Genomic DNA, 12,940 nt, shown 5'->3' with positions numbered 1-12,940 from the left:
CGGCGAGGATGAGCGGGTGAGCAGTGGGATCGACAGCAGCGCCGGCGAGCCGAAGCGGCGCGGGAGGCGGCGCAGCGGTGCCGACACCAAGGCCGCGCTGCTCGCGGCCGCGCGCGAGGTCTTCACCGAGCAGGGTTACGAAGGCGCCACGGTCCGCGAGATCGCGAGCCGGGCCGGGGTCGACCCGGCGATGGTCAACCACTGGTTCGGCGGCAAGGCGGGGCTGTTCTCCGCGGCGGTGCACATCCCGGTGAACCTGGAGGTGGTGCTGCCGGAACTGCTGGCCGGCGACCGGGAGCAGCTGGCCGAGCGGTTGCTGCGGCGGTTCCTCACCGCGTGGGACGACGCGGGGGGCGGCCAGTTCGCGGCGCTGGTGCGCAGCGTCTCGTCCAACGACGCCGCGGTGTCGATGCTGCGGGAGTTCATCCAGAACGTGATGTTCGACAAGCTGGTCCGGGCGCTCGACGTGGACCGGCCCGAGCTGCGCGGCGCGCTGTGCGGGTCGCAGGTCATCGGCCTGGGCATGGCCCGCTACGTGGTCGGGCTGGAGCCCCTGGCCTCGGCCGACCACGACACGGTCGTGGCGGCGATCGCCCCGAACCTGCAGCGCTACCTCACCGGCGACCTGGACCCCGCCGAGTCCCCGCCCCACCCGGCGTGACCGCGCCGGGACCCCAGCGCGCCCGGCCGGCGTCTGGTGCTCGTGGTGCGGGCGTGTGGGTCAGGAGAGGAGGACGTCGGCGTCGAAGCAGGTGTGGTCGCCGGTGTGGCAGGCCGCGCCCTCCTGGTCGACGACGAGCAGGATCGTGTCGCCGTCGCAGTCCAGCCGGACCTCGTGCACGTGCTGGGTGTGCCCGGAGGTCTCGCCCTTGACCCAGTACTGCTGCCGGCTGCGGGAGTAGTAGGTGGCGCGGCGGGTGGTGAGGGTGCGGTGCAACGCCTCGTCGTCCATCCACGCCATCATCAGCACCTCGCCGGTGCCGCGCTGCTGCGCGATCGCCGGGACCAGCCCGTCGGGGCCGCGCTTGAGGCGAGCCGCGATCGCCGGGTCGAGCTCGCTCATCGCACCGTGATCCCTTCCGCGCGCAGGGCGTCCTTGACCTCGCTGATCTTCAGCTGTCCGAAGTGGAAGACGCTGGCCGCGAGCACCGCGTCCGCCCCCGCGCGCACCGCGGGCGCGAAGTGCTCGACCGCCCCGGCGCCACCGCTGGCGATCAGCGGCACGTCGACGGCCGCCCGCACCGCGCGGATCATCTCCAGGTCGAACCCGGCCTTGGTGCCGTCGGCGTCCATCGAGTTGAGCAGGATCTCGCCGACGCCGAGCTGCTGGCCGCGCGCCGCCCACTCGACCGCGCAGATCCCGGTGCCGCGCCGGCCGCCGTGGGTGGTGACCTCGTAGCCGGACGCGGTCGGCTGCCCGCCCTCGGGCACCCGGCGGGCGTCGACCGACAGCACCACGCACTGGGCGCCGAAGCGCTGCGAGGCCTCGCTGAGCAGTTCGGGCCGGGCGATCGCCGCGGTGTTCAGGCTCACCTTGTCCGCCCCGGCGCGCAGCAGCCGGTCGATGTCGTCGGTGCTGCGCACCCCGCCACCGACGGTCAACGGGATGAACACCTGCTCGGCGGTGCGGCGGACCACGTCGTAGGTGGTCTCCCGGTTGCCGGAGGAGGCCGTGACGTCCAGGAAGGTCAGCTCGTCGGCGCCCTCCGCGTCGTAGGCGCGGGCGAGCTCGACGGGGTCGCCCGCGTCCCGGAGGTTGGTGAAGTTCACACCTTTGACGACCCGCCCCTGATCGACGTCCAAGCAGGGGATCACTCGCACCGCAACGGCCATGCCCCCAGGGTAGAGACACGGCCGTGCGGTGCGGTGCACGGGGCGAGCGCGCTCAGCCGTCCCAGCCGACGTACGGCTTGGTCGGCGGGTTGTCCGTCGGCGGCACCGCCGCGCAGTGCGTGCCTTGCGGCGGGACCACGCCGTCCACAAGGTACCGGTCGACCGCCGAGGTGGTGCACTCGCTGCGGGAGTAGACGCCGTGGCCCCAGCCGTCGTAGGTCAGCAGCGTGGCCTGCTCGATCTGCTGGTCCACTGTGGTCGCCCAGTTGTACCCGGTGGCCGGGTCGTGGAGCGCGTTGGCGACCAGGACCGGCGCTTCGGTGCGGATCTGCGGGACGTGCTGGGGGTTCTGGACCGGCGAGGGCCAGTCGACGCAGCCCCACGCGACCCCACCGCCCACGCCGAACCGCATGTGCGGCGCGGCCTCGGCCTGCCGCTGCCACACCTGCGCGTACTGCTCGGCGGTGTCGATGTCGATGGTCCAGTCGCCGCAGAACGCGGCCACCGAGTACGGGACCGTCTCGGGCACGGCCAGCGCGGTGGGCGCCGACTGGTCGTCGCGCAGCGCCTTGAGCTGGACGGCCAAGTGCTCCCAGTCCGGCTGGTAGAAGTGGCTCATCGCGGTGCGGCTCAGCTCGACCGGCCCGATCGGCGTGCTGGGGTCGCCCGGCGCGTGCAGTTCGCCGCGCTCGGCCCGCTCGTAGAGCTCGTCGAAGACCGCGCCGACGTCCTCGCCGTGCAGCGCGCACTGCGCGTCCTCAGCGCACCACTTCGCGAACTCGGCGAAGGAGTCCTCGGCCGCCTCCGCTTGCGTGGTGTAGAAGTCGCCGGCGCTGAGGCTGTGGTCCATGACGCTGTCGAGCACGAGCGCGCGCACCCGCTCCGGGAACTGCTCGGCGTACATCTGCCCGACCAGCGTGCCGTAGGAGATGCCGTAGAGGCTGAGCTGCTCCTCGCCGAGCGCCTGCCGGAGCGCGTCGATGTCGCGGGCGACGCTGACCGCGTCCACGTGGTCGATGAGCGGACCGCTGCGGGCGCGGCAGTCAGCGGCGACTTCCTGGTTGTAGCGCTGCAGCTCCGCGAAGCGCTCGGGCCCGGGCCGGATGTCCGGCATCACGCTGACCAGCTCGGTGTCGCACTGCAGCGGGGCGCTGCGGCCGAACCCGCGGGGGTCGTAGCTGACCACGTCGAACCGCTCGCTCAGCTCCGGCGAGAACGGGGACGCGGCGATCAGCTGGTCCACGCCGGTGCCGCCCGGACCGCCGGGCATGAACACCAGCGTGCCGAGCCGCTCGCCGGTCGCCGGTCGGCGGGCCACCGCCACCTCGATCTGCTCGCCGTCCGGCTGCTCCCAGTCCAGCGGCACCGGGACGGTGGCGCACTGCACCTCCGCGTTCTCCGGGCAGGGCTGCCACTCCAGGGCGGGCTCGGCCACCGCCGGCACGGCGGCACCCAGCGTCGCACCGGCGGCCAGCAACGCCCCCAGGGCGGGTAACGCCCGTCGTCGCATGAAGACCTCCGATCGTGATCGAGGCCCGTCCCTCGGACCTCGATCACGATCGTGTCGGCCGCCCCGGTGCAGTGGATCCGGATCTTCCCGGAGTCGTCCCCCGATTCCCCCGGTGGACCGACCGGCGGTCCGGGGTGCGTGCGCGCGCCCCGGACGACCTCGTCCACCTGGTTGCGCGGCCCGTGCACGGCCTCCCCACCAGGTCGAGCCGCTCGATGCCCACCGCCCGCACCGCCGCCCGGTCGTCCTGGTCGTGGCCTGTGCGGAACAGGTCGGAGGTGAACACCACGATGGGCAGCGACCGGGACAGCGCCGTGCGGTGCGCGGCGGCGAGCACCTCCTTCGTCGCCTCGAAGACCAGCACGGGCTGGCGGAACATCGGGAGGTGCTCGACGCCGTCGGCGTCCTCGTACGGTTCGCCGATCAGCTCGGGCACCGACGTGCCGAGGCCGCTGACGGCGAAGGCGGTCACGTTCAACCGCTGCCAGGCCGCCAGGTGGACGAGAGCTCCACCGGACCGGCCGTGGACGCGGAGATCGTCGACCCGCTGCTGCGCACGCGCATCGGGCAGGTGCACGCCGCGCTCGCCCGCCCCGGCGAGGAGCTCGAGGCGGAGAGCCGGCTGGCGCTGGTCTGCGAGCGCCTGCGCACGCACCTGCGGCCCCGGCTCACCACCGAAGCGGTGGACGGGTGCGGGCTGGCGCACGACCTGCGCGACCTGCTCGACGCCCGGCTCCGGGACGGCACCACGCTGGCCGAGACCGCGCGGGTGCTGCACGCGCACCCCGCGCACCTGGTGCGGACCTTCAGCACCGCGTTCGGCGTCCCGCCGCACCAGTACGTCACGTCACGCCGCGTCGACCTGGCGCGCCGGCTGCTCCTCGACGGGCAGCCGCCGAGCGAGGTGGCGGTCGCCGTGGGCTTCTCCGACCAGTCCCACCTCACCCGGCACTTCACGCGGGTCCTCGGGGTGGCTCCGGGCCGGTACGCGCGGACCGGCCGGCGGGTCAGCGGACCGCGGCGAGAGCCTCTTCGAGGGTGAAGTTCCGCGCGTACAGGGCCTTGCCGACGATCGAGCCCTCCAGGCCGAGCGGGGCCAGTTCGGACAGCTTCACCAGGTCGTCCACACTGGACACACCGCCGGAGGCGATCACCGGTGCCTCGGTGCGGGCGCAGACCTCGCGCAGCAGCTCGGTGTTCGGCCCCTGCAGGGTGCCGTCCTTGCTCACGTCGGTGACCACGTAGCGGCGGCAGCCGGCCGCATCCAGCCGCGCCAGCACCTCCCACAGGTCGCCGCCGTCCTTGGTCCAGCCGCGGGCGGCCAGCCGGTGGCCCTGCTCGGTGATGCGCACGTCCAGGCCGACCGCGACCCGCTCGCCGTGCTCGGCGACCACGCGGTCCGCCCACTCCGGGTTCTCCAGCGCCGCGGTGCCCAGGTTGACCCGCGCGCAGCCGGTGGCCAGCGCCGCCTCCAGGGAGGCGTCGTCGCGGATGCCGCCGGACAGCTCCACCTGCACGTCGAGCTCGCGGGTCACCTCGGCCAGCAGTTCGCGGTTCGAGCCGCGGCCGAACGCCGCGTCCAGGTCGACCAGGTGGATCCACTCCGCTCCCGCGCGCTGCCACGTCAGCGCGGCCTCCAAGGGGTCACCGTAGGAGGTCTCGGAGCCGGCGGCGCCCTGCACGAGGCGGACCGCCTGCCCATCGGCAACGTCAACTGCGGGAAGCAACGTGAAACTCACGGCCCCAACCCTACTGGCAGCGCCCCGACCGGCCACGACCGCCACCGGCGGGCACACCGCCTCAGCGCCGCGACGAGCGCTCCGAGTGCAGCACCGCCGCGACCGGCACCGCGAGCACCACGACCACCAGGAGCAGCACCGTCCACAGCGGGAAGCCGGCCTGCAGCAGGTACGGCGCGCCCATGCCGGACACCAGACCGACGGCCAGCAGCACGGCGACCAGCCGGATCGTGCGCTGGCTCAGCATGCCGTGGCGACGGGTCACAGGCTGTCCAACCAGTTGCGCAGCAGCCGGGCGCCCGCCTCCCCGGACTTCTCCGGGTGGAACTGCGTCGCCATGAGCGGGCCGTTCTCCACCGCGGCGACGAACCGCTCACCGTGCTCGGCCCAGGTCACCAGCGGCGGCTCGATCGAGTCCGAGGGCTCCAGCTCCCACCGGCGCACGGCGAAGGAGTGCACGAAGTAGAAGCGGGTACCCGGTTCCATCCCGGCGAAGAGCACGCTGCCCTCCGGCGCCTCCACCTCGTTCCAGCCCATGTGCGGCAGGACGTCGGCCTGCAGCCGCTCGACGGTGCCCGGCCACTGGCCGCAGCCGTTGGCCTGCATGCCGTGCTCGACGCCCTCGTCGAACAGCACCTGCATGCCCACGCAGATGCCCAGCACCGGGCGGTCGCCGGCCAGCCGGTGGTCGATGATCTTGTCGCCGCCGACCTCCAGCAGGCCCTCCATGCAGGCGGCGAAGGCGCCGACGCCGGGAACCACCAGGCCGTCGGCCTCCATCGCGGCACGATGGTCGGCGGTCACCTCGACGTCGGCGCCGGCGCGCTGCAGCGCGCGTTCGGCGGAGCGGAGGTTGCCTGATCCGTAGTCCAAGATGACGACTCGTGCCACGGTCCCAGGCTACCGGCGCGCGGGGTCAGGCCACGTCGCGGGCTGTGAGCCGGTCGGTGTCGAGGCCCCAGGAGAGGATCCGCTCCGGACGGATGCGGATCACGTCGCCACTCAGCCCGCCGTCGGTGGGCCCGGCCCCGAGCAGCGCCTCCGCCTCGCCGCGGACCTCGACGCCGCGGACCCGCCACGGGGCCCGCGAGGCGATGTCGTCCACCACGATCGTCACGCGCGGATCGCGGAGCACGTTGCGCCACTTCTGCGACCGCGCGTTGTCGTAGCCGTGGACGTCGATCGTGCCGCCCGGACCGAGGTGCACGCCCACCGGCCGGGCCTGCGGTTCCCCGCGCGGCCCGAGGGTGCACAGCCGCCCCAGGCGCTGGCTCCCCAGGTACTCGACCTCACGCTCGGAGAAGGTCATCGCGCCGCCCTCTCCAGGAAGTCCTGGACCGCCGCGGCGATCGCGGTCGGTCGCAGACCGTGCGCGGCCTCGTGCTCCTCGGCCGTCCCGTACGCGCGCAGCTCCTGGTCGCGGCGCACGCCCAGCGCCAGGGTCCGGTGCGGGACGTCGGCCAGCGCGTCGTTGACCTCGTGCGTCGAGGTGCCGCGCAGGTACGGCTCCACCAGCACCACGTCGGCGGTCGCGTCGCGCACCGCGGCGCGCAGGCCTTCCGCGTCGAACGGGCGGACGGTGGCGGTGTAGAGCACGGTGACGTCCAGCGCGGCGGTGGCGGTCAGCACCGGGTCGAGCATCGGGCCGACGGCCAGCACCACGCCCCGCCGACCGGTGCGCACGGTGTGCCAGCCCGGTCCGGTCACCAGCGGTTCGGCGTTGGTCCGGTCGGACAGCCGCAGGTAGACGGGGTCGTCGCCGGGCAGGGCCGCGCGCAGCAGCGCGTCGACCTCGGCCGGGTGGCCGGGGACGTGCACGGTCCAGCCGGGCAGGCTGTCGATGAGCGCGACATCACCGGGCGCCATGTGGGTGCGGCCCGACTCCGAGTAGTCGTAGGAGGCGCCGGTGCTGACCACGATCGCGCCGACGCCCTGGTGGCCGAAGTCGAGCTTGAGCTGCTCGAAGGGGCGTTCCACGACGAACGGCGTGATCGAGTGGACGATCGGTCGCAGCCCGGTCAGCGCCAGCCCGCCGCCGACGCCGACCATGGCCTGCTCGCGGATGCCGACGTTGAGCACCCGGTGCGGGTGCCGCTGGGCGGCCGCCACGAAGCGGTCGGCGGAGATCTCGGCCAGCACGAGGGCCACCCGCGGGTCGGTGTCGAGGGCGTCGGTGGTGGTCTGCACGAACTGCTCGCGCATGGTCGGGGTGGTCATCACTGCTCCTTGGGCTCGACTTCGGCGACCACCGCGAGCGGGCGGTCCGGGCGGGTGTCGGTGAGGGCGCGGCGGAGCTGGTCGTGGTCGCGGCCGTCCACGGTGTGCGCGGCCCAGCCCTCGCGGGTGAAGCGCTCGGCGATGCCACCGGGCCAGCCGGTGCTGGAGGACTGGTTGTCCACCACCACGGTGGTGAGCTGCCCCAGCCCCCACCGCCCGGCGACCTGGATGGCCTCGTGGTTGCTGCCCTCGTCGAGCTCGGCGTCGCCGACCAGCACCACGACCCGGGGCCGGTGCCGGCCCTGGGCGCGCAGGCCCAGCACCATGCCGAGCCCGAGCGGCAGGCCGTGCCCGAGGGAGCCGCTGCTGATCTCCACACCGGGCGCCAGCACCCGGTCGGGGTGGAAGCCGAGCCGGGACCGGAACTCGCCGAAGCCGGAGAGCTCGGCGGGGTCCAGGAAGCCCTTGGCGGCCAGCACCGCGTAGAAGGCCATCGGCCCGTGCCCCTTGGACAGCAGGAACCGGTCGCGGTCGGGGTCGTCGGGACGCTGCGGGTCGACCGAGAGGACCTGGTCGTAGAGCACCCACAGCACGTCGAGCGTGGAGGTCGCGGCGGCGGAGTGCTTCTCGTCGCCCGTCATGGCGCTCATGAGCGGCCGGAGGTCGGCGTAGCCGCCCGTTGTCGTGATCGTCATGCTCCCAGGATCGAACTTCGAGTTCACTCGAGGTCAAGCTCTGGACGGCAGGAACGAACTTCTACCTATGTCGAGGTTGTCTCCGCTAGCCTGGCGGACGTGTCGAAGCTTCCGAAGACGCTGACCATCGGCGAGGTCGCCCACCGCAGCGGGGTCGCGCAGACCGCGCTGCGCTTCTACGAGGAACGCGGGCTGATCTCCAGCACCCGGACCAGCGGCAACCAGCGCCGCTACGACCGGGCGGTGCTGCGCCGCCTGGCGTTCATCCGCTCCGCGCAGCGCGTCGGGCTCAGCCTGGAGCAGATCTCCGCCGCGCTCTCCACCCTCCCCGAGGACCACGCGCCGACCAAGGCGGACTGGGCCCGGCTGTCCCGCCGCTGGCGCGACGAGCTGGACGCGCGGATCGACGGCCTGCAGCGCCTCCGCGACCGCCTGACCGGCTGCATCGGCTGCGGCTGCCTCTCGCTGCGCACCTGCGCGCTGCACAACGCCGATGACAAGTTCGCGGAGTCCGGGCCCGGCGCGCCGCTGCTGCGGCCCAGAGCGGACCGCCGTTGATCCACTGTGGACGACCACAGGCGGTCCACTGTGAACCACCGCGGGTGATCCACTGTGGATGGTGTGGTCAGGCTTCGCCCACCCAGCGGTAGGTCATCTCGGGGCGCCCCACCCCGCCGTAGACCGGCCGGCGTTCCGCCATGCCGTTGTCCACCAGGTACTCGAGGTAGCGGCGGGCGGTCACCCGGGACACCCCCGCGGCTTCGCCGACGGCGCCCGCCGAGGCGCCCTCCGGGGCCGCGCGCAGTTCCGAGACCACCGCGGCCAGCGTCTCGTCGCTCATGCCCTTCGGCAGCGCCGCGCGGTCCACGCCGCGCAGGGCCGAGAAGGCCCGGTCGATCTCCGCTTGACCACTGACCTCCCGGTCGTGACCGAGGCTCGCGCGGAACCGCGCGTAGTGCTCCAGCTTCTCCCGCATCGCCGCGAAGGTGAACGGCTTGAGCAGGTACTGCACCACCCCGCTGGACACCGCGGCGCGCACCACCTTGAGGTCGCGGGCCGAGGTCACCGCGATGACGTCGGTGTTGCTGCCCGCGTTGCGCAGCGCCCGCGCCACCTGCAGGCCGTCCATGTCCGGCAGCCGCAGGTCCAGCAGCACCAGGTCCACCGGGGTGCGCTCGACGAAGCGCAGCGCCTCCTGCCCGGTGCGGACCCGCCCGGCCACCGCGAACCCGTCGATGCGGTTCACGTAGGCCTCGTGCGCCTCGCCGACGAGCGGGTCGTCCTCCACCACCAGGACCGCGATCACCGCACCACGTCCGATCCGGTCGGCAGCCGCACGGTGAACACCGCCCCGCCGTCGTGGGAGACCTCGACGTCCCCGCCGTAGCGGCGCACGCTCTGACCCACCAGCGCGAGCCCGAGACCGCGCTGGGAGTCCTTGGTCGACCAGCCGCGCGCGAACAGCCGCCGCGCGGACTCGGGGTCCACGCCCGGCCCGTTGTCGGCGACCCGGATCAGCACGCCCTCCGGGGGGGAGCGGACGGTGACCTCCACCCGCGGGTGCGGGCGCTCCACCACGGCCTCCACCGCGTTGTCGACCAGGTTGCCCAGGACGGTCACCAGGTCCCGGGAGTCGACCCGCGCCAGGTCGACCTCGTCGATCTCGCTGTCCTCGGTGAGCACGACCTCCACCCCGCGCTCCCCCGCCTCGGCGCTCTTGCCCAGCAGCACCGCGGCCAGCACCGGTTCGCCGACCGCCCCGACGACGCGGTCGGCGAGCTGCTGGGCGAGCTCCAGCTCGGCGGTGGCGAAGGCGACGGCCTCGTCGGCGCGGCCGAGCTCGACGAGCGACACCACGGTGTGCAGCCGGTTGGCCGACTCGTGGGCCTGGGAGCGCAGCGACTCGGCGAAGCCGCGCATCGAGTCCAGCTCACCGCTGAGCGCCTGCAGCTCGGTGTGGTCCCGGAAGGTGACCACGGAACCCAGGTCGCGGCCCCCGCTGCGGATCGGCGAGACGTTGACCAGCAGCACCCGCTCGTCGGTCAGGTGCACCTCGTCGCGGACCGTCCCCGCGCCGAGGCTGTCCGCCAGGGACTCCGGCAGGCCCAGCTCGGTCACCCGGCGCCCCTCGACGTCCTGCGGGTCCCGGCCGAGCAGCACGCCGGCGCCGTCGTTGCACAGCGTCACCCGGCCGTCCGGGGCGACCAGGAGCAGCCCTTCGCGCACCGCGTGCAGGATCGCGTCGTGGTACTCGTACATGCGGCTGAGCTCGTCGGGCCGCAGGCCGTGCGTGTGCCGGCGCAGCCGGGCGCTGACCAGGTAGGTCAACGCCCCGCCGACGAGCAGCGCACCGGCGGCGACGAGCACCAGCACGCCCACCTGCTGCTCGAGCTCCTGCGAGATCGACTCCACGGTGATGCCGTCGGAGACCAGCCCGACCAGCCGGTGCGCGCCGTCGTGGACCGGCACCACGGCGCGCACCGAGAACCCGAGCGTGCCGGGGTAGGTCTCGGTGAACACCTGCCCGGCGACCGCCTGCTCGATGTGGCCGAGGAACGGCTGCCCGATGCGCGCCGGGTCGGGGTGGGTGTAGCGGATGCCCTGCGGGGACATGATCGTGATGAAGTCGACCCCGGTGTCCGCGCGGACCCGTTCGGCCAGCGGTTGCAGCACAGCGGCCGGGTCCGGCGCGGCCAGGGCCTCCGCCACGTCCGGCTGCGCCGCCAGGGTGCGGGCCACCGCCACCACCTCGTCGCGCGCGGCGTCCTCGTTGCGCTGCTTCGCGCCGTACCAGACCAGCGCGGTGCCGGCGAGGACCACGACGGCCACCACCACGACCTGGAGCACGAACAGCAGGCGGGCCAGGCTCCACTGCGGTCGGACGCGACCGAACCCGTTGCGTGCGTCGGCAGGAGGCATGGCAGATCCGGTAGAGGTGTCGAGCGGGGGACCCTCGGAGGCTACACCACGCCCGACCTGCGGAAACCCGACCACCTGCGCGGGTCAGCGGCGGGACGTCGCCCGTGGTCGCCGGGCGAACGCGGGGGCGTGCTCGGGCCGGACGCCCACGCCGCCGAGGTAGCCGGTCAGCCCGCTCAGGACGGGGAAGCGCCGCAGGAGCCGCAGCAGGAGCCGCAGCAGGAGCGGCAGCGCCTCCTCGTCGAGCGTGCCGTCCAGGGCGGGGCGCAGCAGCAGCTCGTGCTCGCCGCGCTGCGACCGCTGCGCCACAGCCACCGGCAGCGCCCGCCGCCGCTGGACCTTCGCGAGCGCGCTGGTGGGGACCCGTCCCCGCCGCAGCGGCTCGGCCAGGTACCGCGCCGCCGCGACCGCGTCCTGCACGGCGAGGTTGACCCCCATCCCGCCGACCGGGGACATCGCGTGCGCGGCGTCGCCGATGCACAGCACCCCGTCGCGGTACCAGCGCCGCAGCCGGTTCATCTCGACCCGCAGCAGCTTCACGTCGTCCCACGACCGCACCTGCTCCAGCTGGTCGTCCGACCAGCCGAACAGCTCGGCCACGCGGCGCCGGAACGCCGGGAGGCCCTCCGCGCGGCGCGCTCCGTCGGAACCCTTCGGGATCAGGTAGGCGGCCTGGTAGTAGTCGCCGCGGTCCATGGTGACCGCCGCCTGCCCGCCGCCGAACCGGCCGAACACCTCGCCGTCCGCCGCGGTGCCGCCCTTGGCCACGCGCACCTGCCAGACGTCCATCGGGACCTCGAAGCCGACCGGGCGCAACCCGGCCGCGCGGCGCACCACCGACCAGCGGCCGTCGCACCCGACGGTCAGCGGCGCCGCAAGCTCGTGCTCCACCCCGCCGTCGTCGCGGTAGCGGACCCCGGTGACGCGCCCGGTGGCGTCGGTGCGCAGGCCGGTCACCTCGCTGCCCATCCGGAGCGTGAAGGTGGGTTCCTCGGCGGCGGCCGTGGCCAGCAGGTCCAGGAAGTCCCACTGCGGCACCATCGCGACGTGCCGGTGCGGTGGGCGCAGCCGCCGGAAGTCGGCCATGACCACGGTGGTGCCGCCGACCTGGATCCGCATCTGCGCCATGTGCGCGGCGGGCAGCTCGGCGAACCGCTCCCCCAGCCCGAGCTCGTCGAGCAGCCGCAGCGTCGAGGGGTGGACGGTGTCGCCGCGGAAGTCCCGCAGGAAGTCGTGGTGCTCCTCCAGCACCGTGACCTCCACGCCGGCGCGGGCCAGCAGCAGGCCCAGCACCATCCCGGCCGGTCCGCCCCCGACCACGCAACACCCGGTTCGCTCGGTCATGGGACCGACGCTAGCAGAACTTGGAGCGACTCCAAGTTTGGAGCGGATGTAGGATCACCGGCGTGGCGGAACAGCTCGGACTGCGGGAGCGCAAGAAGCGGCGCACGAAGCGGGCGTTGGTCGAGGCCGCGCTCCGGCTGTTCGACGCCCAGGGCTACGACAGCACCACGGTCGCGGAGATCGCGGCGGCCGCCGAGGTCTCGCCCGCGACGTTCTTCAACTACTTCGCGACCAAGGACGAGGTCGTCTTCGCCGACGACGCGGTCTACGGCGAGCTGCTGGCGCAGGCCTTCGCCGACCGCACGGCGGACGAGTCGCCCGAAGACCTGCTGCTGCGTACCACCGAGCTGCTCAGCACGGCGACGGCGTGGAGCTTCCCGCTGGACCACGAGCTCACCCGCGTCCGCGCCCGCCTGCTCGCCGAGGTCCCGGTCCTGCGCGCGGGAGCGCTGCTGCGCACGTCGGCCCTCCAGCAGGAGCTGGCGCGCGCTCTCCGCGACGCCTTCCCCGACGAGCTCGACGAGCTGCAGGCGGCGGCGCTCACCGGTGCCCTGCTCGGCGCGGTCGACGCGGCCATGCACGTCGATCCCGGCGACGCGGGCGCGACCTCCGGCGCCGTGCGGCGGGCCGCCGAGATCGCGCTGCGTGGTCGCCCGATCACCCGGGGGCACTGAAACCCCAGG

General features: G+C 73.8%; 16 protein-coding genes and 1 pseudogene. 4 read left to right on the top strand and 13 right to left on the bottom strand.

The window, feature by feature from the left end; translation table 11 throughout:
* Window positions 1-16 precede the first annotated feature (16 nt).
* The gene (locus HNR68_RS10285) at window positions 17-661 is read left to right on the top strand and encodes a TetR/AcrR family transcriptional regulator (protein ID WP_343050049.1); all 645 of its coding nucleotides are present in this window, start codon (window positions 17-19) and stop codon (window positions 659-661) included.
* Between the two features lie 60 nt (window positions 662-721).
* Here HNR68_RS10285 and hisI read toward each other — a convergent pair whose 3' ends face one another.
* The 4 genes and pseudogenes from hisI to HNR68_RS26470 all read right to left on the bottom strand — a co-directional run.
* Entirely contained in the window at window positions 722-1,063 is a 342-nt protein-coding gene (hisI, locus tag HNR68_RS10280) for a phosphoribosyl-AMP cyclohydrolase (protein ID WP_179719878.1), read from the bottom strand.
* Window positions 1,060-1,833 carry an imidazole glycerol phosphate synthase subunit HisF gene (gene hisF, locus HNR68_RS10275; protein WP_179719876.1) on the bottom strand — a complete coding sequence of 258 codons (774 nt, stop codon included), beginning with the start codon at window positions 1,831-1,833 and terminating at the stop codon, window positions 1,060-1,062. Before hisF ends, hisI begins: the two co-directional genes overlap by 4 nt.
* Before the next feature lie 52 nt (window positions 1,834-1,885).
* Window positions 1,886-3,343, bottom strand: coding sequence for an alpha/beta hydrolase (locus tag HNR68_RS10270; RefSeq protein ID WP_179719874.1), 1,458 nt, complete (start codon window positions 3,341-3,343; stop codon window positions 1,886-1,888).
* A gap of 134 nt (window positions 3,344-3,477) precedes the next feature.
* Window positions 3,478-3,839: pseudogene (locus HNR68_RS26470) on the bottom strand (DUF2000 family protein); the annotation flags it as partial.
* Here HNR68_RS26470 and HNR68_RS26465 point away from each other — a divergent pair.
* Entirely contained in the window at window positions 3,840-4,385 is a 546-nt protein-coding gene (locus HNR68_RS26465; RefSeq protein WP_343050048.1) for a helix-turn-helix transcriptional regulator, read from the top strand. It abuts the pseudogene before it with no gap.
* Here the strand turns inward: HNR68_RS26465 and priA are convergent.
* From priA to HNR68_RS10235, 6 genes are all read right to left on the bottom strand, one after another.
* On the bottom strand, window positions 4,351-5,082 hold the full coding sequence (priA, locus tag HNR68_RS10260; protein ID WP_179719869.1) for a bifunctional 1-(5-phosphoribosyl)-5-((5-phosphoribosylamino)methylideneamino)imidazole-4-carboxamide isomerase/phosphoribosylanthranilate isomerase PriA: 732 nt from the start codon (window positions 5,080-5,082) through the stop codon (window positions 4,351-4,353). The two genes, HNR68_RS26465 and priA, sit on opposite strands and share 35 nt — an antisense overlap.
* Window positions 5,083-5,143: 61 nt before the next feature.
* Entirely contained in the window at window positions 5,144-5,347 is a 204-nt protein-coding gene (locus HNR68_RS10255) for a hypothetical protein (RefSeq protein ID WP_179719867.1), read from the bottom strand.
* Window positions 5,344-5,973, bottom strand: coding sequence for an imidazole glycerol phosphate synthase subunit HisH (gene hisH, locus HNR68_RS10250; protein WP_179719865.1), 630 nt, complete (start codon window positions 5,971-5,973; stop codon window positions 5,344-5,346). Before hisH ends, HNR68_RS10255 begins: the two co-directional genes overlap by 4 nt.
* A gap of 25 nt (window positions 5,974-5,998) precedes the next feature.
* Window positions 5,999-6,391, bottom strand: a complete 393-nt coding sequence (locus HNR68_RS10245; protein WP_179719863.1) for a PPOX class F420-dependent oxidoreductase — start codon at window positions 6,389-6,391, stop codon at window positions 5,999-6,001.
* On the bottom strand, window positions 6,388-7,299 hold the full coding sequence (locus tag HNR68_RS10240) for a transketolase family protein (RefSeq protein WP_246330421.1): 912 nt from the start codon (window positions 7,297-7,299) through the stop codon (window positions 6,388-6,390). The genes HNR68_RS10245 and HNR68_RS10240 overlap by 4 nt, the downstream gene beginning before the upstream one ends.
* A complete protein-coding gene (locus HNR68_RS10235; RefSeq protein ID WP_179719861.1) occupies window positions 7,299-7,994 on the bottom strand; it encodes a thiamine pyrophosphate-dependent enzyme in 696 nt (231 codons plus the stop codon). Before HNR68_RS10235 ends, HNR68_RS10240 begins: the two co-directional genes overlap by 1 nt.
* Before the next feature lie 99 nt (window positions 7,995-8,093).
* On the opposite strand from HNR68_RS10235, the gene soxR reads away from it, so the two are divergent.
* Window positions 8,094-8,552: a redox-sensitive transcriptional activator SoxR gene (soxR, locus tag HNR68_RS10230; protein ID WP_179719859.1), complete on the top strand. Its 459-nt coding sequence runs from the start codon at window positions 8,094-8,096 to the stop codon at window positions 8,550-8,552.
* 67 nt (window positions 8,553-8,619) lie between these two features.
* Here the strand turns inward: soxR and HNR68_RS10225 are convergent, their stop codons facing one another.
* From HNR68_RS10225 to HNR68_RS10215, 3 genes are all read right to left on the bottom strand, one after another.
* Window positions 8,620-9,300 carry a response regulator gene (locus HNR68_RS10225; RefSeq protein WP_179719857.1) on the bottom strand — a complete coding sequence of 227 codons (681 nt, stop codon included), beginning with the start codon at window positions 9,298-9,300 and terminating at the stop codon, window positions 8,620-8,622.
* Entirely contained in the window at window positions 9,297-10,913 is a 1,617-nt protein-coding gene (locus HNR68_RS10220; protein WP_179719856.1) for a sensor histidine kinase, read from the bottom strand. Before HNR68_RS10220 ends, HNR68_RS10225 begins: the two co-directional genes overlap by 4 nt.
* 84 nt (window positions 10,914-10,997) lie before the next feature.
* Entirely contained in the window at window positions 10,998-12,257 is a 1,260-nt protein-coding gene (locus HNR68_RS10215) for an FAD-dependent oxidoreductase (RefSeq protein ID WP_179719854.1), read from the bottom strand.
* Window positions 12,258-12,319: 62 nt separating this feature from the next.
* Between HNR68_RS10215 and HNR68_RS10210 the strand changes: the two genes are divergently transcribed.
* A complete protein-coding gene (locus HNR68_RS10210) occupies window positions 12,320-12,931 on the top strand; it encodes a TetR family transcriptional regulator (protein WP_179719852.1) in 612 nt (203 codons plus the stop codon).
* Window positions 12,932-12,940: the final 9 nt, after the last annotated feature.

This window comes from Saccharopolyspora hordei (assembly GCF_013410345.1).
Taxonomy (GTDB): domain Bacteria; phylum Actinomycetota; class Actinomycetes; order Mycobacteriales; family Pseudonocardiaceae; genus Saccharopolyspora; species Saccharopolyspora hordei.
The sequence above is the reverse complement of the archived record's forward strand: the minus strand, read 5'-3'. Positions and strand labels throughout refer to the sequence as shown.

Bases quoted from the DNA above. Each gene is read 5' to 3' on its own strand.
- hisI (WP_179719878.1), bottom strand. From the start codon at position 1,063: ATGAGCGAGCTCGACCCGGCGATCGCGGCTCGCCTCAAGCGCGGCCCC.
- hisF (WP_179719876.1), bottom strand. From the start codon at position 1,833: ATGGCCGTTGCGGTGCGAGTGATCCCCTGCTTGGACGTCGATCAGGGG.
- HNR68_RS10270 (WP_179719874.1), bottom strand. From the start codon at position 3,343: ATGCGACGACGGGCGTTACCCGCCCTGGGGGCGTTGCTGGCCGCCGGT.
- HNR68_RS10245 (WP_179719863.1), bottom strand. From the start codon at position 6,391: ATGACCTTCTCCGAGCGTGAGGTCGAGTACCTGGGGAGCCAGCGCCTG.
- HNR68_RS10240 (WP_246330421.1), bottom strand. From the start codon at position 7,299: ATGACCACCCCGACCATGCGCGAGCAGTTCGTGCAGACCACCACCGAC.
- HNR68_RS10235 (WP_179719861.1), bottom strand. From the start codon at position 7,994: ATGACGATCACGACAACGGGCGGCTACGCCGACCTCCGGCCGCTCATG.
- HNR68_RS10220 (WP_179719856.1), bottom strand. From the start codon at position 10,913: ATGCCTCCTGCCGACGCACGCAACGGGTTCGGTCGCGTCCGACCGCAG.
- HNR68_RS10215 (WP_179719854.1), bottom strand. From the start codon at position 12,257: ATGACCGAGCGAACCGGGTGTTGCGTGGTCGGGGGCGGACCGGCCGGG.